The sequence below is a fragment of the Carnobacterium sp. FSL E2-0243 genome (genome assembly GCF_038003605.1).
GTDB lineage: Bacteria > Bacillota > Bacilli > Lactobacillales > Carnobacteriaceae > Carnobacterium > Carnobacterium maltaromaticum.
The window spans coordinates 900,311-924,365 of record NZ_JBBOPM010000001.1 but is presented as its reverse complement, the minus strand read 5'-3'; the positions used below and the strand labels follow the sequence as shown (position 1 = coordinate 924,365).

Annotated in this window: 18 protein-coding genes; 1 reads left to right on the top strand and 17 read right to left on the bottom strand. The window is 31.2% G+C overall.

Features of this window, described 5'->3' with window-relative positions; all coding sequences use genetic code 11:
- Nucleotides 1-79: 79 nt before the first annotated feature.
- Nucleotides 80-4,357, bottom strand: a complete 4,278-nt coding sequence (locus tag MHI00_RS04185) for an acyl-CoA dehydratase activase-related protein (RefSeq protein WP_341111391.1) — start codon at nucleotides 4,355-4,357, stop codon at nucleotides 80-82.
- 268 nt (nucleotides 4,358-4,625) lie between these two features.
- Here MHI00_RS04185 and MHI00_RS04180 point away from each other — a divergent pair, with 268 nt between their 5' ends.
- On the top strand, nucleotides 4,626-5,243 hold the full coding sequence (locus MHI00_RS04180; protein WP_035065550.1) for a TetR/AcrR family transcriptional regulator: 618 nt from the start codon (nucleotides 4,626-4,628) through the stop codon (nucleotides 5,241-5,243).
- Between the two features lie 57 nt (nucleotides 5,244-5,300).
- Here the strand turns inward: MHI00_RS04180 and MHI00_RS04175 are convergent, their stop codons facing one another.
- From MHI00_RS04175 to MHI00_RS04100, 16 genes are all read right to left on the bottom strand, one after another.
- Nucleotides 5,301-7,211, bottom strand: a complete 1,911-nt coding sequence (locus MHI00_RS04175) for an LTA synthase family protein (RefSeq protein WP_341111389.1) — start codon at nucleotides 7,209-7,211, stop codon at nucleotides 5,301-5,303.
- 112 nt (nucleotides 7,212-7,323) lie between these two features.
- Nucleotides 7,324-8,271, bottom strand: coding sequence for a glycosyltransferase family 2 protein (locus tag MHI00_RS04170; protein ID WP_056999310.1), 948 nt, complete (start codon nucleotides 8,269-8,271; stop codon nucleotides 7,324-7,326).
- Between the two features lie 35 nt (nucleotides 8,272-8,306).
- Nucleotides 8,307-8,726 (bottom strand): GtrA family protein, encoded by a 420-nt coding sequence (locus tag MHI00_RS04165; protein WP_010051534.1) that lies wholly within the window; start codon nucleotides 8,724-8,726, stop codon nucleotides 8,307-8,309.
- Nucleotides 8,727-8,754: 28 nt separating this feature from the next.
- Complete coding sequence (gene nadE, locus MHI00_RS04160) at nucleotides 8,755-9,582, bottom strand: ammonia-dependent NAD(+) synthetase (protein ID WP_341111379.1); 828 nt, start codon at nucleotides 9,580-9,582, stop codon at nucleotides 8,755-8,757.
- 111 nt (nucleotides 9,583-9,693) lie between these two features.
- Nucleotides 9,694-11,172, bottom strand: a complete 1,479-nt coding sequence (locus MHI00_RS04155) for a nicotinate phosphoribosyltransferase (protein ID WP_157455795.1) — start codon at nucleotides 11,170-11,172, stop codon at nucleotides 9,694-9,696.
- Nucleotides 11,173-11,395: 223 nt separating this feature from the next.
- A complete protein-coding gene (locus MHI00_RS04150) occupies nucleotides 11,396-12,424 on the bottom strand; it encodes an alcohol dehydrogenase catalytic domain-containing protein (RefSeq protein ID WP_341111373.1) in 1,029 nt (342 codons plus the stop codon).
- Nucleotides 12,421-13,131: an IspD/TarI family cytidylyltransferase gene (locus MHI00_RS04145; RefSeq protein ID WP_157455797.1), complete on the bottom strand. Its 711-nt coding sequence runs from the start codon at nucleotides 13,129-13,131 to the stop codon at nucleotides 12,421-12,423. The genes MHI00_RS04150 and MHI00_RS04145 overlap by 4 nt, the downstream gene beginning before the upstream one ends.
- 23 nt (nucleotides 13,132-13,154) lie before the next feature.
- On the bottom strand, nucleotides 13,155-14,225 hold the full coding sequence (locus MHI00_RS04140) for a CDP-glycerol glycerophosphotransferase family protein (RefSeq protein WP_341111361.1): 1,071 nt from the start codon (nucleotides 14,223-14,225) through the stop codon (nucleotides 13,155-13,157).
- Nucleotides 14,215-15,405 carry a glycosyltransferase gene (locus MHI00_RS04135; RefSeq protein WP_341111356.1) on the bottom strand — a complete coding sequence of 397 codons (1,191 nt, stop codon included), beginning with the start codon at nucleotides 15,403-15,405 and terminating at the stop codon, nucleotides 14,215-14,217. The genes MHI00_RS04140 and MHI00_RS04135 overlap by 11 nt, the downstream gene beginning before the upstream one ends.
- Entirely contained in the window at nucleotides 15,406-16,530 is a 1,125-nt protein-coding gene (wecB, locus tag MHI00_RS04130) for a non-hydrolyzing UDP-N-acetylglucosamine 2-epimerase (protein ID WP_157455800.1), read from the bottom strand. It abuts the gene before it with no gap.
- Complete coding sequence (locus MHI00_RS04125; protein WP_341111353.1) at nucleotides 16,517-17,641, bottom strand: polysaccharide biosynthesis C-terminal domain-containing protein; 1,125 nt, start codon at nucleotides 17,639-17,641, stop codon at nucleotides 16,517-16,519. The genes wecB and MHI00_RS04125 overlap by 14 nt, the downstream gene beginning before the upstream one ends.
- Nucleotides 17,638-18,663 carry a polysaccharide biosynthesis protein gene (locus MHI00_RS04120; protein WP_157456598.1) on the bottom strand — a complete coding sequence of 342 codons (1,026 nt, stop codon included), beginning with the start codon at nucleotides 18,661-18,663 and terminating at the stop codon, nucleotides 17,638-17,640. The genes MHI00_RS04125 and MHI00_RS04120 overlap by 4 nt, the downstream gene beginning before the upstream one ends.
- 230 nt (nucleotides 18,664-18,893) lie before the next feature.
- Complete coding sequence (locus MHI00_RS04115; protein WP_341111350.1) at nucleotides 18,894-19,976, bottom strand: hypothetical protein; 1,083 nt, start codon at nucleotides 19,974-19,976, stop codon at nucleotides 18,894-18,896.
- A gap of 7 nt (nucleotides 19,977-19,983) precedes the next feature.
- The gene (locus MHI00_RS04110) at nucleotides 19,984-21,177 is read right to left on the bottom strand and encodes an O-antigen polymerase (RefSeq protein WP_341111348.1); all 1,194 of its coding nucleotides are present in this window, start codon (nucleotides 21,175-21,177) and stop codon (nucleotides 19,984-19,986) included.
- Nucleotides 21,158-22,558, bottom strand: a complete 1,401-nt coding sequence (locus MHI00_RS04105) for an O-antigen polymerase (RefSeq protein WP_341111343.1) — start codon at nucleotides 22,556-22,558, stop codon at nucleotides 21,158-21,160. The genes MHI00_RS04110 and MHI00_RS04105 overlap by 20 nt, the downstream gene beginning before the upstream one ends.
- Before the next feature lie 39 nt (nucleotides 22,559-22,597).
- On the bottom strand, nucleotides 22,598-23,959 hold the full coding sequence (locus tag MHI00_RS04100; protein WP_341111340.1) for a hypothetical protein: 1,362 nt from the start codon (nucleotides 23,957-23,959) through the stop codon (nucleotides 22,598-22,600).
- Nucleotides 23,960-24,055 lie beyond the last annotated feature (96 nt).

Sequence of the window (24,055 nt, the reverse complement as noted above, 5' to 3'; positions counted from 1 at the left end):
ATTCCTTTCTCTTAAAATAGAAAAAAGAAGTTTGTTGTTTACAAACAACAAACTTCTTCTCTTTTAATAAATCATTCGTTTATCTTAATTTTATCCGTTTCTTTCTGGATTCTGGATCTTGCACCAGATTTTTATTTGCGGTTGAAAGCATTAATCGAATCCGATTTAATTGATTGACCACAGAAACACCAGGATCATAGTCAATTGCAGTGATATTCGCATTATTATATTGACGACGCAATTCTTTGATTGCACCTTTTCCTACAACATGGTTAGGTAAACAGCCAAAAGGTTGCATACACACAATATTATTGACGCCTGCCTTTAATAACTCAATCATTTCACCAGTCAAAAACCATCCTTCTCCAGTCTGATTTCCAATTGAAAGAACTTTTTCTGCTCCTTCTGCTATGTCGTAAATGGAGTCAATTCCGTTAAATCGATCAGAAGCACGTAATAGTTTATCCATCGGTTTCTCACATAATTCAATTAGCTTAATCGCAACTTCTGAAACTAGCTTTGTTTTATATGGAACTCCCATATTTTCATACTTCCAAATTTGGTTATACAAACTGTAATTCATAAATCCAATAATATCCGGTACTACAACTTCTGCTCCTTCAGCTTCTAACAAGCGAACTAAATCATTATTTGCTGTCGGTGAATATTTAACTAATATTTCTCCAACAACCCCTACACGTGGTTTGATTTCATTTGTTAACGGTATTGTATCGAAATCTTTAATAATCCCTTTTATAGTTCGATTAAATTCCGTCATGGATCCATTTTTAACATTTCGTTTTACGGCAGATAACCATTTCTGGTGTAAATCATCAACGCTACCAGATTTCATTTCGTAAGGTCTAGTTCGGTAAACAACCCTTTCAAATAAATCTCCGTAAAGTGCAGCCACTAGAATTCGCTTTAACATTTTTAAATTATAAGTAAATCCTGGATTGCTTTCCACACCTTGATTTCCCATTGAAATAGAGACAACAGGTATTTTAGAAAATCCTGCATCTTTCAATGCTTTTCTTAGCAATGGAATGTAGTTTGTCGCACGACATCCACCACCCGTTTGCGTCATCATAACACTTACATTATCTAAATCGTAGTTGCCACTTTGCAAAGCCTTAATTAATTGTCCAATAGTAATAATCGCAGGATAGCAAGCATCATTATGAACAAATTTTAAACCTTCATCGATAGCTTTTTTATCTAATTCTGGTAACACAGCAACATTGTAACCAGATGCTTGTAATGCTACATCAAATAATCCATTCTGATGAATAGGACTCATCATTGGCATTAGTAAAGTATGCTTCTTTTTCATTTCTTTTGTAAAAATGATTCTTTCTTCAGTAAAAATAGAACTTGTATCAATTGTTTTAAATTGCATTTTACTACGTTCTTTAACAGCTGCTTTAAGCGAGCGAATACGAATACGAATTGCTCCTAAGTTAGACCCTTCATCAATTTTCAAAACAGTATATATTTTACCAGCTTGTTCAAGTATTTCTGCAACTTGATCTGTTGTAACAGCATCTAATCCACAACCAAAAGAATTTAACTGAATCATTTCAAGTTGAGGAGATTTTTTCACAACGTTAGCTGCCGCATATAGTCTAGCATGATACACCCATTGATTGACGACCCGTAAATTCGCAACATCACCTAAATGAGAAATACTATCTTCTGTCAAAATATGAAATCCTTCTTGAGTAATAACATCTGCAACACCATGATTAATTTCAGGATCTATTTGATAGGGACGCCCTGCTAAAACAATCCCTTTTTCATTTTTTAGATTCAACATCAAAAGTGTTTCTTCGCCTTTATTACGGATATCTAATTTGAATTTTTCTAATTCTTGATAACCTAATTCAAGAGCTTCTGTCACTTCAGCTAGTGTTATGTCAGTTGATTCAAATGTTTTAAATAATACTTTTATCATTGATTCTTTATTAGCCAAGTTTAAATAAGGGTTATAATAATTTACTTTTCCTTCTCTAATTTCATCAACATTATTGCGGATTACATCTGGATAAGACTGTACAATGGGACAATTAAAATTATTTTCCGCTTGACTAAATTCCTTTTGTTCAAAAACAACTGCTGGATAAAAAATAGCTAATATATTTTTTTTAATTAAAGCCTCAATATGTCCGTGAGCCAATTTAGCTGGATAGCAAACGGTATCACTAGGAATAGTTTCCATTCCCTGCTCATACAATTTTTTATTTGAGCGTGGCGACAACTCCACACGAAAGCCTAGTTTAGTAAAAAAAGTATGCCATAAAGGATAGTTTTCATACATATTTAAAACACGAGGAATGCCTATCACACCACGCGTTGCTTCTTTTTTCCGCAATGATTTATAGCTAAATAAGCGTTTGTATTTATAATCAATTAAATTCACTTTCTTATCAGATTTATTCAGCTTAACTCTAGCCCCACGCTCACAGCGATTCCCTGTTGTAAATTGACGACCATCAGAAAAAAAAGTCACCGTCATCAAACAATTATTTTCGCATAATCCACAATGAGTAAATTCTTTTTTAGAATTAAATAGGTCTAATTCTTTCACGCCTAAAATTGTCGAGTTATTTCCTTCCTCATATGCTTCTAAGGCTAAAATAGCACAACCATAGGCTCCCATTAAACCAGCTATATTCGGACGAATAACTTCGCAACCACTGATAAGTTCAAACGAACGTAATACAGCTTCATTATAGAAAGTCCCACCTTGACAAACAATTCGTTTGCCTAAGTCTTCTGGACGCTTGATTTTAATTACTTTATATAAAGCATTTTTAATGACCGAATAGGATAATCCAGCTGAAATATCCCCCACAGTTGCCCCTTCTTTTTGAACTTGCTTAACTTTAGAATTCATAAAAACCGTACAGCGAGAACCTAAATCTACTGGTTGCTTAGCATGAACGGCTGCTTCAGCAAACTCAGCAACTGGAACATTTAATGATTTAGCAAAAGTCTCAATAAAAGAACCACATCCAGATGAACAAGCTTCATTTAGTTGAATTGAAGAAAGAACACCTTGCTTAATTGTCATAGCTTTCATATCTTGTCCACCAATATCTAAAATAAAGTCAACATCTGATTGAAAACGATTGGCAGCTTTGTAGTGAGCAACTGTCTCTACTTCACCAATATCTATTTTCAACGCATGTTTAATTAGATGCTCACCATATCCGGTAATTGCTGTTTTACCAATAAAAACATCATCCGGCATTTGTTTATAGAGTGTTTTTAATATCTCTATTGTTTTTTCTAAAGGCTGTCCTTCATTATTACCATAAAATTTAAATAAAAGGTCCCCAGCTAAATTTATTAAAGTAATTTTAGTTGTAGTGGAACCTGCATCAATACCTAAAAAAGCTACTCCCTTATGATCTGATAATTTTTTCTCATTAATATTAGCTTGTCTATGACGTGTTCTAAATTGCTCCAATTCAGCTTCATTTTTAAATAATGGAGGTAGGCTATCTGTTGGTTGTAAATTTTCAGGTTTAGCTGATTCAATTTTTTCAATTAGACAATTAAATGTAGTTAATTTCTTATCTTCCGAAAAATATGCAGCACCTCTGGCTACAAATAACTGTGGATCATCAGGAAAGATAACATCTTCTTCTTTTAACTTTAAAGTTTCTATAAATCGATTTCTTAATTCGCTCATAAAAAATAATGGACCACCTAAAAAAGCCACTTTTCCACGGATTTTACGTCCAGAAGCTAGCCCAGCAATCGTTTGATTGACAACTGCTTGAAAAATACTCGCTGAAATATCTTCTACTCTAGCTCCTTCATTAATTAACGGCTGAATATCTGTCTTAGCAAAAACACCACAGCGAGACGCAATTGGGTATATTGTTTGATAATTTTTAGCTAGTTCATTTACTCCTGCTGCATCAGTTTTTAGTAGGCTTGCCATTTGGTCAATAAAAGCACCTGTTCCACCAGCGCAACTTCCATTCATCCGTTGTTCCAAAGCACCATCAAAAAAAGTGATTTTTGCATCTTCTCCACCTAATTCAATGACGACATCTGTTTCTGGAATCAACTCTTCAACAGTTCTAGTGCAAGCAATTACTTCTTGAACAAATTCAATTTCAAGTAATTCGGCCAGTCCCATTCCACCTGAACCAGTAATCATTAGTCTTAATTGGCAATCCCCTAAGACTTGATAAGCATCTTTTAAAATACGGCAACTTGCTTCTTTAATCGCCGAGTAATGTCGCTCATATTTGGAAAATAAAACAGTATTTAGTTCATCGATAATTACCAATTTCACTGTAGTTGAACCAACATCAATTCCTCCACGAATTTCTTTTTTCATTATTTTCCCCTCCAAAATTTCTTAGTTATTCTCAATTGATTCTCAACGTTCATACTTTGTTCAAAAATTCACTATTATATTTTTACTAATCCATCAGATTGTTGAATAACCAACAACTTGTCTGATATCCTATATAATGTAGATAATATAAGTTTAATGGAAACAAGGTAATAAAATCAATCAGCAATTATAAACATTATGTGTGATAAACAACACAATCATTTATTTGTTGCTTATTTTCTAAAATTTTTAGAAAGAAGGAAAAAATATGCACTATTCAGCTAAAAAAACAGATTTACGCATCTTACGTAGCAAAAAAATGATTTTCGAGGCTTTTGTTAAATTGGTTAAATTAAAAGGTTATGAAGCCGTTACAATTCAAGACATTGCTACAGAAGCCATGATTAATCGAGCAACTTTTTATGCTCATTTTAAAGACAAAAATGATTTGTATGATGAAGTTTTTTCCTATGCTTTAGATACCTTTACTAAAATATTAGATTCTGAACTTTTAGAAAATGGCAACCAAATTCAAATAAATAAATTAGAACATATGATTACTGAAATTTTTTATGTAATTAGAGAAAATCGAACTTTTTATCTTATTTTAACTGAAGGTAATTCGGCTAACTCATTAAAAAAGAAAGTCCATACTCTGATAGAACAGCGTTATGCTGAAATTTTTAATCAATTAAAAATTACTGAAAATGATGTCGAAGTTCCAATTGATTTTATCATTGACTATATGAGTTCTATTTTTATTAGCATGGTTCACTGGTGGCTAACTAGCGAAAGTGATTTTCCACCAGAACAAATGGCACATCTCTTAATAAAATTAGTTGGGAATGGACATTTGACAGTTCTTGGGATTGAAGTTATAAAATGAATAAAAAAACTAGAAATAGAAACAACTTTTTGTTGCTCTATCTCTAGTCTTTTTTATTTACTTGTTATGTGCAAACAAATTCGTTTGCAGGCTATATTTTTTTCCTGTCGTAATATCATATTGAATCATGTAATAATCAGCTAAAAGGGCTTGCGTTTCTTGACTTAATTCATTAACTGATTTTTTCATTTTTTCAGCATTTTTTTCAAGATACATTTCTTTTTCAAATGCAGGCAAGTTGCTTTTAAGTTGATTTAATAAAGCATAAAATCCAGTTATATCTGCGTTTGCTACTTCTAATAACTCAGGCGCAAAATAAATAGGACTAATCATTCCTAGCTCTTTATCCTTTTTATTTACATTTGAATAAATGAGCAATGGTGTTTCATGCATTTTATCCAACGAATTTTGATTGAAGATTACATCACCATAAACACTTGGCAAATGATCTCCCCAAAAAACGACAATAGTCGGTTCAGCTAACTGATCAATTTGCTTAATAAAATTATCCAACGCTTGATCACTATAAGATAAATCTTTCAAATAATTACTTGTTATTTGATCATTTTCTGTTCCACTTACCTCATATTCGGAACTTACATATTTTGATCCATAAGGCATATGATTTTGCATGGTCACTAAGTGAATAAAATTAGAATCTTTACTGGCTTCCAATGTATCCAAAACCTCTTGATAAGCTGCTTTGTCACTAATATAAGGATTGCTTTCCATTTTCTCTGTATTCTTCATGGTATCTTCATTTATAAAATTTTGAAAACCTAAACTCTGATACACATTTTGACGTTTATACATACTCGTGTTATAAGGATGAATTGCCGTTGTTTGGTAATTTTGTTCATTTAAATAACTAACAATAGAAGGAAAATTTGGAACTTTAGCTAACAACTGAGTATAAGGAGTTGTTAATTGAGGATTCATCGGTTCCATGGAAAAACCTGTTAAAGCCTCAAATTCAATATTTGCAGTCCCACCTCCATAGCCTTGCGATAAAATACTACCACTACGATTATTCTCCATCAAATGGCGTGTTAACGGAATTGGATCTTTTGCTATTTCCATTCCATTAAGCGCTAAGGGATCAGAAAAACTTTCATTCATAATATAAATAATATTCGTGTTTTTTATTGGTCCACTACGATTTTGATTTATTTCTTCAGCAATTTCTTGATATTTCTGAGTTAATTCTGCAATTTTTTCTTTTGAATATCCTTTTGGTTCTGCCATTGCTTCCACTTTTAGGTTAAACAAAAAACCACCTATAAAGCCATTATTATAATAATTCATTTGTTGGCTATAAGGAATCCAATAAGCATTTGGGTCATATGCTTTTTTCAAAAGATTCCCTGGCTGATTAAAATTAGCAATATAAACAAGTAAAAAACTTGTAGTGATAAATAAAATAAATCGAATCAAATAGCTTTTGTGACGATTATATTTAATTATGAATCTAGTTTGTAGGCAAGTAAAAACGTAAGCCAAAGCCATGACAACTAAGACAATTAATTGGAAGCCTAGCACCACTTTGCTCTCAATCATACTCACCATAAAACTTAGTTCTTTAATCATACTCAATTCTGATGGGTACAAAGGTTCGCTTCGATTAATCATTTTTTGCCACGTGGCGACACCTAGTCCTAAACTAATTAAAAACGTTAACCCTACCGTTAAATAACGATTACCTAAAATAGCATATAACCATAAAGTGAAAATGAAAATAACACTACTTCCCAATAGAAATAAGATTGTGTGCCATTCGAAGATAAATTTATTAACTAAGTCCCAATCTAGGTTATTTTGAAAAAGCTGTAAAATAGCATTATTTATTAAAGCCGAACCGAGGAATAATAAAATCAGAATTGTCGCATCTACTTTGCTGGATAATAATTTCTTCTCTTTTTTTAATTCATGTACTTTAATTTTTTTAAAATAGATTTTTTTTGGTTTCATAAACACTCCTCTAACAATATCTAAGATAATTAAAAGAAAACACTAAAGTTTCTTATCTTATTCATTATACAGACTCGTATTTTGAATTGATAGATTTCTTTAGTGTTTTTAATTATTTTTTATCTTTTTCAGTTTCTTTGACAATGTAAATTGGTCTTTTTTTTGTTTCTAAATATGTTTTTCCTAAATATTTCCCTAAAATTCCTAAACAAAATAATTGCAATCCTCCAATGGCCAAAATAAAACAAACTAAAGAAGGCCAACCTGATGTGGGATCATTTAAAAGTAATGTTCGAATAACAATGACAACCATTGCAATCATCGCTGCCAGAAAAGAAAAGAAGCCAACAAATGAAGCGAAAGCAAGTGGTAATTCAGAAAAAGCCACGATGCCATCTAAAGAATATTTAAATAAACTCCAAAAAGACCATGAAGTTTCACCTGCAACTCGCTCTTGATTTTTATATTCTAAATACTTAGTATCAAATCCTACCCAACTAAATATCCCCTTAGAAAAACGATTATATTCTTCCATAGATAAAATAGCATTGACCATCTGTCTTGTCATTAAACGATAATCTCGCGCTCCATCGACAATTTCTGTTTCAGAAATATTGTTAATAATACGATAAAATTGACGTGCAAAGAAAGAACGAATTGGAGGCTCACCGTCACGACTAACTCTTCTCGTACCAACGCAATCGTATTCTTCTTCACGAATAATTTGTAGCATTTCCGGCAACATTTCTGGTGGATCTTGCAAATCAACATCCATTACTGCGACATAATCCCCAGTGGCTTGTTGTAAACCTGCATACAATCCGGCTTCTTTACCAAAGTTGCGTGAAAATGAGATGAATTTAACGCGCTCTCTATCCTCTTTGGCTAAACTTCTTAAGACATTTAACGTATTATCATTGGACCCATCATTTACAAATATATATTCAATATCTGCATTTACTAAAAATTCACGTTCTTTTTCTAATGCTGCATAAAACAACGGTATCGATTCTTCTTCATTGAAACAAGGAACAACAATCGAAATTAATTCAGTTTTCATAGTTTCTTAAAACCTTCTTTCATATAGAGAGCTTTTCATGCCTGTTTATCATTAAAAATTAACAACTTGCTAAATACATAATTTATAACCACGATAACTACTTGTGTGATTAATTTAGCTATTAGTGCATCTATTCCTAACCCTGAAACCATAACGATCATCATAATCATATCAATAACTAATGACAACAACCTATACCAAAAAAACAATCCCATTTCTTTAAAAAAAGCTTGTTTATTTTTACCACTTGAAGCAAAAACAAAATATTTATTCGTCAGAAAAGCGAATAAAACAGAAAGAAACCAAGCAATTACATTACTCGTTCGATAATCTATTGTTAAGGTATCTTTAAAGATATAAAACACAAAAATATTAATTATAGTTGTTAATACACCAAAAATTAAATACATTAATACTTCACGATATTTAGTCGCTAACTCAATTATTTTTTTCATAAAACTCCTTCACCTGAAAAATTTAACATTATTTCCAAAAATCATCAAAAATAGTAATTGGTAAATGACGTTTATGCTGCGTTTTTAGGTACCATCCTTCAATCTTATCAGCTACTTCTGTTGGTACATCTTTTCCTTCTAGATAGTCATCTAAATCATCATACGTTACGCCTAAGGCCACTTCATCTGCCAAACCAGGTTTATTATCTTCTAGATCTGCAGTTGGTGTTTTTTCATATAAATGTGTAGGAGCTTGTAGAGCTTTCAAGAGAGCTCTACCTTGACGTTTGTTTAATCTAAAGATAGGATTAATATCTGTTCCGCCATCTCCGTATTTTGTATAAAATCCAGTAACGGACTCTGCAGAATGATCCGTTCCTAGAACAGTTCCCTGATATGCTCCTGCAATAGCATATTGAGCAATCATTCTTTCACGAGCTTTAATATTGCCTTTATCAAAATCACTAATCGGTACACCAATTTCTTCCAACGTCTGGCTATTTGCATCTGTTGCAGGTTTAATATTTACTCTTAGGACCTTATCTGCACCTATAAAGTTTATAGCATCCATCGCATCTTCTTCGTCAGCCTGTTCGCCATAAGGTAAACGTACAGCAATAAATTGATAGTCTGAATTGCTAGTTTCATTTCTTAGTTCGGTGATCGCTAATTGGGCTAATTTACCAGTTAAAGTTGAATCTTGTCCTCCACTAACGCCTAATACAACAGACTTTAAGAACGGATGCTTCAACATATAATTTTTTATAAAATCGATACTTTTTCTAATTTCATTATCCACATCAATTTCAGGTTGTACGTGCATTTCTGAAATGATTTTTTTTTGTAAACTTGACATGGGCTTCGCTCCTTTTTTATCATTGTAGTCAATTATAACATAGAAATTTAATTGTGCTTACTCTTAAATAATTGAAAAGAGAAACAAATAAAATTTGCTTCCCCCCTCATCTTACTTATTAAAATATGCTTCTTGTTCTTTTACTTGTTTCCTAGCCAATTCAATATTGGCCATTTTATGATCGTAACAAATTTTGGATAAATCAACTGGGTAAGGTTCTGGATTTAAATTACGCTTATACTCATCCCAAAGAGACTCTAAATTAGTCGTCGCATATTTCTTTACCTCAGCTAAATTTGGTAAGGCATAAACTAATTTCCCATTAATAAAAATATCTTTTAATAAAGGACGAGCATTGAAGTTAGTAACAGTTTTATTAATATACGTATGGACAGGATGGAACATATAAAGTTCTTCAGCCTTATCTGGTTCTTCATCCCATAAGGTAATATAATCGCCTTCTGACTTCCCATCCTCATTTGCCGTAATACGCCAAACTTGTTTTTTACCTGGTGTTGAAACTTTTTCAGCATTACCAGATAATTTGATTGTATCAACCATTTTTCCATTCTCATCTTCAATTGAAACTAATTTATAAACGGCTCCCAATGCTGGTTGATCATAAGCAGTAATTAGTTTAGTTCCTACACCCCAAACATCAATTTTAGCACCTTGCATTTTTAAATTTAAAATTGTTTTTTCATCTAAATCATTTGATGCATATATTTTAACATCTTCATAACCCGCATCATCTAACTGCTGACGAACTCTTTTCGAAATATAAGCCATATCCCCACTATCTAAACGAACGCCTAAAAAATTAATTTTATTACTAAATTCTTTGGCAACTCGAATAGCATTTGGAACACCTGATTTTAATGTATCGTACGTATCCACTAAAAACACACAATCTTTATGGGTTGTTGCATAAGCTTTAAAAGCATCATAATCATTGCGATAAGTTTGAACTAAAGAATGTGCATGCGTTCCGCTTGCTGGAATACCAAAAATCTTCCCCGCTCGCACATTACTAGTTGCATCACATCCACCAATATAAGCTGCTCGTGTTCCCCATATCGCTGCATCCATTTCTTGAGCTCTTCTTGTGCCGAATTCCAACAATGGATCTGTTCCAACAACTGATTTAATTCGAGCAGCTTTCGTCGCTATTAAAGTTTGATAATTAACAATATTTAATAAAGCCGTTTCAATTAATTGACAGTCTGCTAAAGGTCCCTCAACTTGGACTAATGGTTCATTACTAAATACGAGTTCGCCTTCTTCAACTGAACGAATAGTTGCTTTAAATTTAAAATTTGCTAAATAAGTCAAAAATGCTTCTGGGTATTCTTCTGCTTCTCTTAAGTAATCAATGTCAGATTCACTAAAAGTTAAGCGTTCTAAGTAACCCACAATCCGTTCTAAACCAGCAAATATAGCATAGCCATTCTCAAATGGATTCACTCTAAAATAACATTCAAAAACTGCATGTTTATCAGCTTTTCCTAATTCCCAATAAGTTTTCATCATATTTATTTGATATAAGTCTGTGTGTAAAGACCAACTATCATCCGGATATATTTTGTTCATTCCCTTAGTTCTCCTAACTTGTAACTACATTTAATACTATCATACCTTAAAATCACTTTAAACACTAGAAAAAATAAAGTCTTAACTTTACTCCTTTATTATGTACTGCTTACTTATAAAAATAATTAACTTTTAAAAAAACAATCTGAGCAAATTATAATTTACTCAAATTGTTTTTTCCTAAGCTATTCTAATTAAACAAAATAGAACTTAATCTTAAAAATTAAACATCCCATTTCATGATCGTTTTTCCCCAACTCTTAGTCAATTCAGTTTCAAATGAAGAAACAATGTCCTCAATATTTTTCACTGAATGGATAGAACCAACTAATTTTTCAAAATAGCTTGTTAACTCCGGATTTTGTTGAATCATTTGAATAACTAATTCAAAATCAATTCTATCACTTCGACTTGAACCAAAAAAAGTTAGCCCTTTTTCTAAAATCATTCTAGTATTCATTTCAATAGGATATTCAGAAACTCCCATTAAAGCTACAGCACCTTCTGGATTTATATGCTCAATGATTTGGTCAATTGCATACTTACTCCCTTGACCACCAGTAACTTCAAAACAATGATCTAGTTTCAAACTTTCAGGAATCTCATCTATTAAAAAAGTTTCTTTTACAAAAGAAAAATAGTCAAGTTTTGGATTATGTTTCCCAAAAACATAAATCTCACTTTGAGGAAATTTATATTTAAGCAATAATGCTGTTATATAGCCTAAATTGCCATCGCCCCATACACCAAGTCTAGCTCTTATACTATGAGCTTTTTTATCAAAACGGCTAATAGTGTGCATTGCTACACTAATAAGTTCTATAAAAGAGGCCACTTCTAAGGAAAAACCTTTTGGTAATTTAATTAAACGATTTGGAATCATTGCCACATAATCTTGCATAAAACCATCATATCCGCTGGACATAAACCCACCTTGTGGGTCATAGTTTGGTGAAATTATTTCATTTTTAGTAGGTCCAAGCATATTAGGAATCATAGATACTAAATCTCCAGATTTAAATTGATTCGTTGCATCAAAAACGACTTCTCCAACAGCTTCATGAATTAAAGCCATTGGCAATTTTTTCTTTAATGCTTCCTTAGTCCTATTTCCAGTATAGTAGCGAATATCGGCATTACATAAAGAGAGGAATAAAGGGCGAACAATTACTTTTTCAGAAGTAATCCCAGTATCCAAATAAGTTATTTCAAATCTTCTTGGTTCAGTTAATCTGTATGCTTGATTGATCATATTTTTTCTTCTCCAAGCATATTTTCAGCCACTTTCAAATCATATTGAGTTGTAATTTTTGAATTAAAAACCTCACCATCAACCAATTTTACTTTGACACCTGCTAATACTAATATCTTACATGCATCTGATAAAATTATTCGCTCATCTTCTGATAATTTTTCATAACAATTAATCAAAGTTTTACAGTTAAAACTTTGAGGTGTTTGGCCTTGATACATAAAATCTCTAATTGGAATTTCTGAAATTGTTTCCCCATCTTCACTTTTTACGATAGTATCAAAAGCTGGAACAACAGTATCAACGCCTGAAAATTTCAAAACGGCATTAATATTATCTTCAATTATTCGATGCGAAATGAATGGGCGAACAGCATCATGAGTAATAATTACATCATCATCATTCAATCCGTAGTTTGCTTCTATAAATCTAGGACCAGCCAACAAAGTTTCATTTCTATCTTTTCCACCTTCTAGCACGATAACGCGTTTATTCTCACCTATATATTTTTTTATTATATCCGTTGTATAATTTATCCAATCATTTGGAACATTAACAAATATTTTTTCAAAACGACTATTCAAAATAAATTTTTCCAGAGTATGAATAATAATTGGACGACTACCTAGCATTAAAAATTGTTTTGGCATCGGGGTATTTCCCATTCTTCGTCCTACTCCACCAGCTAAAATCTCAGCATAGATCATTTTTTAATTCCTCTCCTTTATATTTATTTTAAAATTTCATCAATTAAATTCCAAATTCTTTGGCTACTTTGACCATCTAGGTACTCATAAAATAATTGTTGAGCTTCTTCACGTCTTGACTGATAATCGTCTTTTTCTTTTAATTCTTCTAAATACTTTTGAGTTTCTTCAAATGTTGAAACTTTGATTCCTGGAGTCTCAATATAATTTGCATAGTCAATTTCAAGACCACGATTTTCTGCATAGTAACTATAATCGAAACCAAGAAATATGATGGGTCGATTTAGAACTAAGAAGTCTAGATATATTGAACTATAATCTGTCATTAAGACATCTGAAGCCATTAAGAAAGGTTGAACATCTGGCTCCGTTTCGGAAGTAATGACTAAAATATTATCATACTCTTTTAGTTTTTGCTCTTCAAAGATACCCGATATATAGTGTGGTCGATAAATCATTATCCAATCAGTTTCTTTTAGGTACTCATTAAGAGCCCCCAATTCCTGATATAAATTAGATGTATACTCTTTTATATCATAATTTCTCCATGTTGGAGAATAAAGCAAAATCTTTTTTCCTTCAATTTTATATTTCGCTTTTATTTTTGTAGTTTGTTTTTCGACTTCTTTTGAGTCAAATAAACAATCTATTCTTGGTAATCCTAAAGGTACATACTCAGGGTATCGCTTGGTATAATTGCTATCATACTTAAGATAGTAATTTTCATCACGTTTACCCATTGTTACAATGTAATCTAAATTTTCTCTCATTGAATCATAAACACTCATCACTTTGGGATTATTGAATTCTTCTTTACCCGGTGTTGCCTTTGTTCCATAACCATGATTAACAAAAATCCCTTTTTTTGCTCTACTGTATAATTTTGTAGGGTAATCAGAAAGAACTAAATCATAACGCCCCGTGTAGTCTAGTAATCTATTGTAAATATGCTTAAAGCCATACTTTTTATACTTAGCATATTCTTTATAGATTACTTTGTATGAAGTATTTGGATTCTTTTTATAAAACTCCACTAAAGTAGTCATATTTCCTTTTCCAAGTGTATTTACTAAAATTTTTTTTTTATTTCTCATTTTTTAGTACCTCTTTATACAGTCGAATATATTCATTAAACGCTTTGTTCTTATCAAATTTTTGTGCTTGAATCACACAATTATTTGTCATTTCTGATTTATTAATCTGATACACAGCATTTAGAAGAGCATCTACACTTTTTTCCTTCACTATAATACCCGTCTCTTGCGTTAAAGATTCTGGACTCCCTCCAGTCTCAAATGTAATTACAGGAGTTCCGCATGCAAGTGCCTCAATATTTGTGGTCGGAAAATTATCTTCTAGTGTTGGATTAACAAATACTTCTGCTTTACGATACCATTCTGCCAATTCTTCGATATTGTTCGTTCTTTTTACATGCTTAATTTTTACATTTAATGGTTGGTTTCGTGTATCACCAATTAACACAATTTCATAATTTGTATCAAGATTATCTGCTAATTCATTAAAGAAATTCAATCCTTTTCTGTCTTCCCAAATGCTTGCTACACCTAAAATAATTTTTTTTCTATTTTCCATCTCATTATCACTATCTTTTTTTCCAGAGAATATGGTTAAATCAATTCCATTATGAATCACTTTAACGTCGTATTTTTTCAAAAAAGATTTCTCTACCATATTTGCTAACCAATGAGACGGAGTTACTATAGTCATGTTACTTACCGAAGTAAATAGGGCTTCTTTATGTTGATAGTTTTTTTTATATCTATCTACAAATAGCGTGGTTGGGTATTCTTTTTTTTCTTCATTAGAAGTCATTTTTAATGGAATGTCCCCATTTTTATCAACATTAATATAAGCGCTATGTCCTGAAAAAGGCCAACAGTCATGCAACGTCCAGACAATTGGAATATCCAATACCGCTAAAGCTTTAAACAGAATTGATATATTCAAATAGTACCCATGTATGTTGTGTAAATGAATAATATCAGGTGAATAGTCACGTATATAGCTCACAGCTTTTTTTGTAGCTCCGACAGACCCATAGCCATGTAAATCAAATAGACGTGTCAATCCAACATGAACATAGTTATCTAATGAGGAACCAATTTTAAAAGTAAGGTAATTTTTTGGAGCGTCTCCCCGACCATATAAAATACTATTTTCAATTCCCTCTTCTTTCATAATATCAGATAAGTCTGTCGCAATACGCCCAGTACTTCCAATTCCACAAACTGAATTAATTTGTAATACTTTCATTTATTTTCTCCAAGTAAATTGATTGATAATTTTAGTATAGCTTTGAATAATTTTAACGACTTTAACAGAAACATTAGTATCTTGATAATCAGGTGCTAGAATTACTTCTTCTTGATTTTTTGTCATATCAATGGCCACAGCAACAGCTTGTTCTACATCTGCTGCAGTAATTCCACCAACAACTACTGTACCTTTATCTAACACTTCAGGCCGTTCAGTAGAGGTTCTTAATAATACTCCAGTAAATCCAAGCATTGCACTTTCTTCTGATAATGTACCACTATCTGATAAAACACATAATGAATTTTTTTGAAGATGATTGTAATCCAAAAAGCCAAAGGGTTTTAAAATTTTAACTAAAGGATGGAATTTGAAATTCCGCTTTTCAATATACTTCATACTTCTAGGGTGTGTAGAATAAATAATTGGAAGTTGATACTCTTCAGCAATTCGGTTAATAGCTCCCATTAATTCTAAGAAATTTTCTTCATTGTCAATATTTTCTTCACGATGCGCTGAAACAATCATATACTTTTGTGGTTTAAGCTCTAGTTCATTTAAAATATCGCTTTGCTCTATACCAGCCATGTGGTCACGAAGAACTTCCTGAATTGGTGAACCCGTCACATAAATATGTTCTTTTTTAAAACCTTCAGAAAGTAAATACCTTCTAGAATGCTCTGTATATGGTAAATTGATGTCACTAATGTGATCAACGATTTTACGATTAATTTCTTCTGGAACATTTTGATCAAAACATCGATTCCCAGCTTCCATATGAAAAATTGGTATTTTTAATCTTTTAGCACTAATCGCAGACAATGCTGAATTCGTATCTCCTAATACTAACAAAGCATCTGGTTGCTCTTTAGCAAGAACCTCAAATGATTTAGCAATAATATTTCCCATTGTTTCTCCAAGATTGTCTCCAACACTTTCTAAAAAATAATCTGGTTGACGCAACCCTAAATCATCAAAAAACACTTGGTTCAATGTATAATCCCAATTTTGTCCCGTATGAACGAGCACATGATCAAAGTAATTATCACATTTCTTAATTGTTGCGGATAATCTAATAATTTCGGGACGTGTTCCCATAATAGTCATTAATTTAAGCTTTTTCATTCTTTACCTCCAAATAATATGTGTCTGGATGCTGTGGATCAAATATCTCACAAGCCCAAAATAAAGTCATCATCTCATTTTCTCCAGTATTTGTAATACTATGAGTATAGCCTACCGGAATATCTACAACTTCTAGTTTCTCACCTGATACAGGATATTCAATGATTTTATCTTCATTGATATTCCTGAACCTAATGACTCCAGTTCCTTTAATAACCAAAAATTTTTCTACTTTCGTATGATGCCAATGGTTTCCTCTAGTGATTCCTGGTTTAGTTGTAGATATGAAAATTTGACCATTATCTTCTGACTTGATAAACTCTGCTAACCAACCACGTTCATCTTCATTTTTTTTCAACATATACGAAAAATTATCTTCTTCTAGATAAGAAAGATAGGTTGCATAGAGATTACGATCAAATTGCTCTTTCAATGATGGCATAATTAAGTTAACTCTATTTTCACTGAATTTTTTAATTTTATTGGCTAAATCGCCTAATGTAATTGTATAAGATACTGGGACAACACAATAATCTCCATCAAATGTTGGCTGACTTTTAAGAGCTTTTACAAGTTCAAAAACCACGTCTTCAATATAACTCAATTCAACTTGAGCATCTCTATCTCTTATCTCAATAGGTAAATTACGTGCAATGTTATAACAAAAAGTTGCTACGACACTATTATAGTTAGGTCGACTCCATTTGCCATACAGATTCTTTAATCGATAAATCATGATTTTCGAATTTGTGTGATTTCCATAATTTAATAAAACTTCTTCTGCAGAGCGTTTGCTATTTCCATATGGATTATCCAACTCAGCTTGGACAGAAGAAGACAGTACAATGGGAACACTTTTATTTTGTATGTTCAAAAACTCAATTAGTTTTTCGATTAAGCCAACATTTCCTTCACGAAACTCATTAATTTCTTTGGGACGGTTTACACCAGCTAAATGATAAATAAAATCACACTCAGCAGTATATTCTTGCAAATCTTCTAATGAATTTTTTTTAGTATATAATAAAATATCCTCAAAACCTTCATTTTTTAATTGTGCTACTAAATTTTGACCTAGGAAACCATCTGAACCTGTTACCAATATTTTCATTTAGTAGCCTCCCATAAAGCTAATTCCTCTTGAATATAAGGCAATTTTAAAAGTAGAAGTTTTAATTCATCTTTAGTTAAGCGCTCAGTATTATCCGAGTTATATTCTCCTAATTTCCCTTCAATTGATTGTCCTTCTTCATAAAACTTATCATAATTTAAATCGCGCTTATCTGACGGTACACGGTAAAAGCCTACCATATCATCTGCTTGAGCAGCCTCTTCTGCAGTTAATAAAGTTTCATATAACTTTTCACCATGTCTAATTCCAATTGTTGTTACAGGAACATCTGTTTTAAATATATCTTGCAGTGCTTCCACTAATGTAGTTATTGTTGCTGCTGGAGCTTTTTGAACCATAATATCCCCTTGTTCAGCATTATTAAAAGCAAATAAAACTAAATCAACAGCTTCTTCTAGACTCATCATAAAACGGGTCATTTTTCCTTCAGTAACTGTTAACGGAAGCCCAGATTTCAACTGAGTTAAAAATAAAGGAATAACACTTCCTCTTGAAGCCATTACATTTCCATATCTTGTTCCACAAATCAAGGTTTGCGTTGGGTCAATGTTTCTTGATTTTGCAACAAAGACTTTTTCCATCATTGCTTTAGATGTTCCCATAGCATTAATTGGATAGGCTGCTTTATCTGTTGATAAACAGATAACTTTTTTCACATTTGCTTCAATAGCTGCAGTTAACACGTTATCGGTACCTAAAACATTTGTTTTAACAGCTTCCATTGGGAAAAATTCACAGGATGGTACTTGCTTCAATGCAGCAGCATGAAAGACAAAATCTACTCCGCGCATTGCAACACGAATACTATCTATGTCTCGTACATCACCAATAAAAAATTTTATTTTGCTATTTTTATATAACTTTCTCATGTCATCTTGTTTTTTTTCATCTCTTGAGAAAATTCGGATTTCTTTAATATCAGTAGCTAAAAAGCGATCTAGTACTGCGTTACCAAAAGAACCAGTTCCCCCTGTAATTAATAATGTTTTATTTTTAAAAATACTGTCATTCATGCAAAAAAAACTCCATTTCATTTATTATTTAGTCCGTTTTCTATTGAATGCTATATTCCTAAAATGCATTCTCGTAATTGTACAAGTAAAACTCATTATACAGTATAAAATTAGTTTATTAAACTTGATTTATAAAAAAAAACTCTTATCAAGTATAGCATAAAAACCTCTAAAAAACATGCGATAATTAACAAGTTTGTTTTTAGAGGTTCTGGTTATTATGATAATAAAATTACTTGATAGCTTAAAGCTGTTCCTTCAATTAGTCGATATTCTTTTTTCAACCATTCAGTACTTGTTAAGCCTGATTTTACTACAATATAGATCATTTGATCCTTTTCTAATTCAGAAACAGTTAGAGCTGTTACAAATTTTATTAAGTCACTCTTTAAATCTATCGGGAAATATTCTTCTTTTTCAGATAATACTAAAATTGAATTACACTGATTAGAGGCTGCATTAATAGCAAGATAATTATTTACCTCATCAATTGAAAAATTAGTTGCATCAATTATTTTTTCATCTTCTTTTACAATTGGGTTTAAATAGGCCATAGATTGAATTTTTTTGCTCTTCATATCCATAAATATACCTACAAATACGCCTAATACCAAGCCTAAGAAAAGCCCGATAACTGCATATTGGGGAACACTTACCTTAGTTACAGTAGCCTTATTTTCAGTTTCGCTATCTTCTGAATCTTTTGCAAGACCTTTTTCATCTTGATTAATATTGGTCAATCCAGCGTTTGTAGTACCACTAACAAGTCCATCTGGTTTCCAATTTTGAATACTATCACTTGGTTGACTCAATTGAAGGACCATTTTATTTTCTAAAAATAGATTATCCTTATTCTTCATAACTTCTACAAAATAGTTACTTAATTCCTTAACTAATTCTTTATCTTTTGAATGAACAAGGAAAAACAATTGATCTGCACTCTTATTCGTATTATAGATATCAATAGAATTTTTCAGATCTTCAGAACTAATATCCAAGCCAGCAGCTTTTATTTTAGCAAGTTGGTCATCTGACAATAAATTATTTTTGATTGTTCCAACATAACTTATCGGACGACCATCTTGTTTATTTTCAATATAAAACTTAAATTCTGAAAAATATTGATCTTTATACTTCCCTTTATTTAAGGCTACATTTGGATCAGTACTTACTTTTGTTTCTGGTTTCAACAATGCATTTGCCGAAAATGCTACTGCAAAAACAATCATACAAATTAAAACCACCCATTTTCTTCTATTAAAAAAACTCATTAATTTCTTTATCTCTAAACCGATAGACACTGTAACATCATCCTCTCATCTTGTTGTATATTCCAAATAAAATTGGATAAATCAATTGAAAACTTAAACCTGAAAAAGTTAACATATTATTAAAAAAGCTAAAAATGATTATTGTAAATAATATTGCAATCCCAACAACACTAACAGTATCCATCTTCTTCATTAGATAACTATAACCAAAAACAACAAGTGAATAATATAGCACTAATAGCGACATCCCTAATATTCCAAGCGTTTTAAAAGCTGTAGCAAATAGCGTTGATACATTAAATGTTGCCAAAACTAAATCATCATCAGGGATATAAATATTTTTTGATTCAATAATTCGCTTGCTAATAAAATCTGGTAAAATACTTGAAGCAACAAAAGCATTTAAATCATTGGTTGGTTCCATAACTTCCATCATATGATTTAGATTGCCCAGCGGGGTGCCTGCATAAAGATACGTCCAAAAAAATTCTTTAGGGATAATGGATTCTTTAAATTCTTCAGTTGCTCTACCAGAGTTTAAAATCAAAGAGCTTCTTGCTTCACCAGATTCTTTCACGCTCGTTGAATCTGGTGATCTGAAATTTCCTAGTAACCCAAATAAATACAAAATAACTAAGACAGAGCTCATTGCTACAATAATTTTTTTTACAGAAAACACGGTATGTCTTTTTCTGATTAGTGTTATAAATAATAGAGTACATAGATTCATGATAAATCCACCTCTATTAAAAAGAATTAAAGGGTAACTAACAAAAAACAATGAGCCCAACAAGTTTAAAAACTGATGGTCCATTAAGAAACGATCCCATAACCAAAGCCCTAAAAAAGAAGCATACGTGACTGCAAATACGTGAAAAGTTGGAATCCCCTCAAAATCTACATAATTGTAACCACTTCGAAATACAAGGACCTCTAAAATGGGAATAGCTTTCTCATATATTAGTTCCGCAGCAATTGATAAAAAACCAAGGACTACCCAGATACTCATATTAATTGAATGCTTTCTATTTTGGAAAACTCCTACTGGGAAAAAAATATTATATACCTTTGAAAAAAATAAAAGTACAATGATTGTAATTCCTAGAAAAAGAATCAAACTAGTAGATGTCAGTGCCGGATAAATTTCAGACCATGACAGACTATATATCGCCAAAGTTCCAATAATTGTCATTAAAAAGACTAAAAAAGGGTTAATAACTATTTTTCTCATACTTACCTCCTTCCTCCCATTTCAATAAGCCATAAGCCATAATCATCATTAGATAAATTGCAATTATATTTCCAAATGCTGGCTGTAATTGACCATTTATAAGAACGGATAAATATCCTGTTAAAACAAAGAAACAAAAATCTTTTTTATTCATCTTTTTAAAAGCAAATACAATTGGTGAAAAATAAATAAGAACTGTTAAAAAGAATCCAATTAACCCAAATGCTAATGTATATTGTAAAAAATAATTATGCGGTTTCTCTAATCTTCCACTATAGACTAACACTAAAGATTTACCTGATCCAAATAATAAATTTTGAGTAGAAGCTTGAATTTCTTCTTTAGCTCTATTATTAACATCTTCTCTTTGGAATTGACTTACTTGAGATTCTCTTTCCAATGAATTATTCACTAATTTTTCTTTTTCTTCAGTGCTTGAAACTACTTTCCCATTTTTCCAAACAACATCTTTTTTCTTCTCAAGTATTTCTACACTGGTAAATTCATCTATTTTTTTATCTATTGATTCTGGAGTTACTTTTTTTACAATACTAATTGGAATTGAAAAACTTCTAAAAGTGTAACTTTTATTTTGTGGGCTTGCAAATAAAATAAAACTTCCAGCAATAATAATCACTGGAGCAATTACCAAAATGAAATAATAAAACATTTTTTTTATTCCACTACTGTAAAGTAAAATTGTTAAAAACATAAAACCAATCGATAAAATCAGTACTGTTCTAGATCCTGTTAAAATACTAATTGGAATATTTAGTACATATAAAATTGCCATAGCAACTTTCATTTTTTTTGTGCCTTTAATATAAAAATACATCAATAAAGGTGCCACCATACTACAAAAAATTGCAAATACATAGCTGTTTCCAAAAACTGGCGAAGTTCCTCTAATTACCCCATTTCCAAAAAACAAAATACCATAATCCCAGAGGTTAAGAACTACAAATAAAGTTAAGATACTGGCGAAAACGGTCTCTGCTCTGACTTTGAAAAATGATAAACAAATATAAATCAGTCCAGCTTCCATAACTACACGTGGTAAATACATAGAATTAGCTAAAGATTGGTGCGTTAAAATTCTAAGACTAGTCATAGCAATAAAGAAAAAACCAAAAATTATTACCATTAACAACATGTACTTCACACTAGATGGCATTTCTTTTAGCTTCCGCTTAAAAAATAGTTGGTAAACAATGACATATACTGAAAAGAAAATTACAACTAATTCAATAATATAAACATTAGCACCGCCAGTCATTGATTGCTTTGTTGGAAATAAATTTACAGTTTGACTAGATAAAACACCTAAAATAGTGAATATGATAATTTGAGCATATTCACTTATTGTAAACCGATTAAACATTCTATACACACTCCATTTTCTATAGCTAAAAAGTTTTAGTTAATTTTTTGCAATTTTTTCACGTATCCCAATTATTTGCTCTTTATAAGCAATCCAACAAATAATCGAAACAATAGTCAAATAAATAAAAAACTGTACAAGACTTGCAAGTTGAAGGTATTGTAATCCAAAAAGAGTTACTAATGATAAACCATAAACAAACATATCTTTATATGAAAATAAACCAAAGTCTTTATCTAGTGAACAAACCATATACCAACAAAAATAGGTTATTAATGTTCCAAATGCAACATAATCAAAACGATTAAATATTCTAATTAACATTAAATCAGAAACAAATGATATAGCAAGCATTGCAATTGAAATAATTGTGAATTTTTTAGTTTTTCTAAAAACTTTAAATAAGTTTGCATAAAGTACATTTATCGTACTAATAAATGGAAATGCTAGTATTAGAATTTTTAAAACTCCCATAGATTGCGCATAATCTGGCAGAAAATTTTGGACAATAAAATCGATTGCAAAACTTGAACCTAGACTTAGAAAAGCTATAATTAAAACAATATTTTTTACAATCAAAGTATTCTTTTTGTTGTTGTAATTTGATAGAAATGGATATAAGACCGTTCCTACAGACGCAATTAACGTTAAAAACAGAGCCAATAATGTTGTTCCAAATGTATAATAAGCAAACTCATTTGTACTAAAATTAATTTTAACGAACCATCTATCAAAACTGATAATCAAATTAGTTACTACATTCGCAAGTAATACGGAAAAGCCAATTGTAATAATGTATTTAATTTCTGAAAAATTAATCGCTTCACTTTTACCTAGATTCCCTTTAAACAGATAGAATGATACAAATACTAATAGGAATTGGATAATAATTTGTCCCCATATATAAAAATAGGGATCTTTAAATAGTAAAATAACCGTCATAACTGAAACCAATGTAAAAATATTTGTAGCTGTTTTTAATAATGAATACCCATTATAATTCCCAGTTGCTCTCAAAATCAAACTGAAAAACAAGCTAATTTGAAAAGGCACTGCGTATAAAAGAAACAAATAAACAATTGGATCCTTAATGATGAAAAGATTTGCTACTAGTATAATCAATTCTATAATAAATACTAGTTTCAACATCACTTTAAAATAACCCATAACCTTTTTAAAATCAAGCTTTTCATAATTTTTTCCACCGAGTAAAATATACATACCGTCTGAAAATCCCAAATGCAGCATTCCAGCATATCCAATATATAGACCAAATGTTTTGATTATTGCATATCCTTCTACATCTAAAACTTTAGGTAATAGGAAGCCGTTTAATACGCCAATTAATACACCGATTATATCAATGATAATGACTCGTATTCCACCTTTTACATTATTCACATAATCACCCTTAAACTTAATTTGTTCATACTTAACCAATTACAATCCATTTGATTATACCACAATGAGTTATAAATAAATCTTCTTTAAAAAAAC

Bases quoted from the DNA above. Each gene is read 5' to 3' on its own strand.
- MHI00_RS04175 (WP_341111389.1), bottom strand. From the start codon at position 7,211: ATGAAACCAAAAAAAATCTATTTTAAAAAAATTAAAGTACATGAATTA.
- MHI00_RS04125 (WP_341111353.1), bottom strand. From the start codon at position 17,641: ATGAAAATATTGGTAACAGGTTCAGATGGTTTCCTAGGTCAAAATTTA.
- MHI00_RS04165 (WP_010051534.1), bottom strand. From the start codon at position 8,726: ATGAAAAAAATAATTGAGTTAGCGACTAAATATCGTGAAGTATTAATG.
- MHI00_RS04180 (WP_035065550.1), top strand. From the start codon at position 4,626: ATGCACTATTCAGCTAAAAAAACAGATTTACGCATCTTACGTAGCAAA.
- MHI00_RS04155 (WP_157455795.1), bottom strand. From the start codon at position 11,172: ATGAACAAAATATATCCGGATGATAGTTGGTCTTTACACACAGACTTA.
- MHI00_RS04110 (WP_341111348.1), bottom strand. From the start codon at position 21,177: ATGAGAAAAATAGTTATTAACCCTTTTTTAGTCTTTTTAATGACAATT.
- MHI00_RS04140 (WP_341111361.1), bottom strand. From the start codon at position 14,225: ATGAGAAATAAAAAAAAAATTTTAGTAAATACACTTGGAAAAGGAAAT.
- MHI00_RS04145 (WP_157455797.1), bottom strand. From the start codon at position 13,131: ATGATCTATGCTGAGATTTTAGCTGGTGGAGTAGGACGAAGAATGGGA.
- MHI00_RS04105 (WP_341111343.1), bottom strand. From the start codon at position 22,558: ATGTTTAATCGGTTTACAATAAGTGAATATGCTCAAATTATCATATTC.
- wecB (WP_157455800.1), bottom strand. From the start codon at position 16,530: ATGAAAAAGCTTAAATTAATGACTATTATGGGAACACGTCCCGAAATT.
- nadE (WP_341111379.1), bottom strand. From the start codon at position 9,582: ATGTCAAGTTTACAAAAAAAAATCATTTCAGAAATGCACGTACAACCT.
- MHI00_RS04150 (WP_341111373.1), bottom strand. From the start codon at position 12,424: ATGATCAATCAAGCATACAGATTAACTGAACCAAGAAGATTTGAAATA.
- MHI00_RS04185 (WP_341111391.1), bottom strand. From the start codon at position 4,357: ATGAAAAAAGAAATTCGTGGAGGAATTGATGTTGGTTCAACTACAGTG.
- MHI00_RS04170 (WP_056999310.1), bottom strand. From the start codon at position 8,271: ATGAAAACTGAATTAATTTCGATTGTTGTTCCTTGTTTCAATGAAGAA.
- MHI00_RS04135 (WP_341111356.1), bottom strand. From the start codon at position 15,405: ATGAAAGTATTACAAATTAATTCAGTTTGTGGAATTGGAAGTACTGGG.